Annotated in this window: 1 pseudogene; it reads right to left on the bottom strand. The window is 58.3% G+C overall.

The window, feature by feature from the left end:
* Nucleotides 1-888: pseudogene (locus tag C6H66_RS25500) on the bottom strand (hemagglutinin repeat-containing protein); the annotation flags it as partial.
* Nucleotides 889-1,005: the final 117 nt, after the last annotated feature.

The raw sequence follows: 1,005 nt of genomic DNA, 5'->3' as shown, positions 1-1,005 counted from the left end.
GGCGGTTTGCGCCGCGCTGTTGACGGCACCTCCGGCGGCGCCACTCAGCGCCACGGTTAAGCCGCTCTGTTTTTGTTCGGTTTTTGTCGTGGTGTGATGGCGGTTTTCCGCGCTGGTGATATCGACCTGTTGACCGGCCAGCGTCAGGTCTTTACCGGCAATCACCTCGCTGCCGTGAACCCGGAGCTGTTCTCCGGCGTTGAGACTCACGTTACCGTGGCTGCTGCCGACCGTGCTGCCTTTACTCAGCTGGCTATCACTGTCGGTGGTGACTTTCTGGCTGGCTTTGCCTAAGGTGAAGCCAATCCCCCCGGTGCCCATCAGGCCCGATTTTTTCTCCTGCCGCCAATGGGTTTCATCGTGCGCTTCGGCGGCGGTGGTGACGGTGAGCTGATGACCGGCGCTCAGGCTAACATCCTGCGTACCGGCGACATTGCTGCCGCTGATATTTAAGTCTTTACCGGCCTGGAGATTCACCTTATCGCCACTGAATGTGGTGCTCAGCGCCTGCCGGTCATGCACTTCGTCGTGGGTTTCCACTGACGATTTCGACAGCCAGCCTTTGTTGGTTTGCTTACTATGCTCCACTAAGTCTGAGGACGCGGTACCGGTGGTCAGCGTCAGGTTATTGCCGGCCTGCGCCGTCAGTTGTTGACCGGCGTTGACGTGGGCGGCGGTGGCGTTCAAATCCTGCCCGGCTTGCAGGGTCACCTCACCGGCGCCGGTTATCTGGCTGCCGATATCCTGTTGTTGGGTCAGATGGCGATAGTTATCTTTCCCCCAATTCCCTTGCTCTGTACGGCTCGTGCTTAAGACGTCCAGCGTCAGGTCATGGCCTGCGGTTATCTCGGTGTGACCGTCTTTACCGGCATTCTTGACGTCACTGGCGGGTGTGGCCGAACAGCCGTACCAGATAGCTGTTGCCTGGCAAAAATGCGGCATCATCGACACCTGCATCCATGCCTTCGCCTTTCTGTGTCAAGATACCGATAACTTGCATTGAGA

Source organism: Photorhabdus hindustanensis, assembly GCF_002968995.1.
GTDB lineage: Bacteria > Pseudomonadota > Gammaproteobacteria > Enterobacterales > Enterobacteriaceae > Photorhabdus > Photorhabdus akhurstii.
This window is presented reverse-complemented; position numbering and strand designations above follow the sequence as displayed.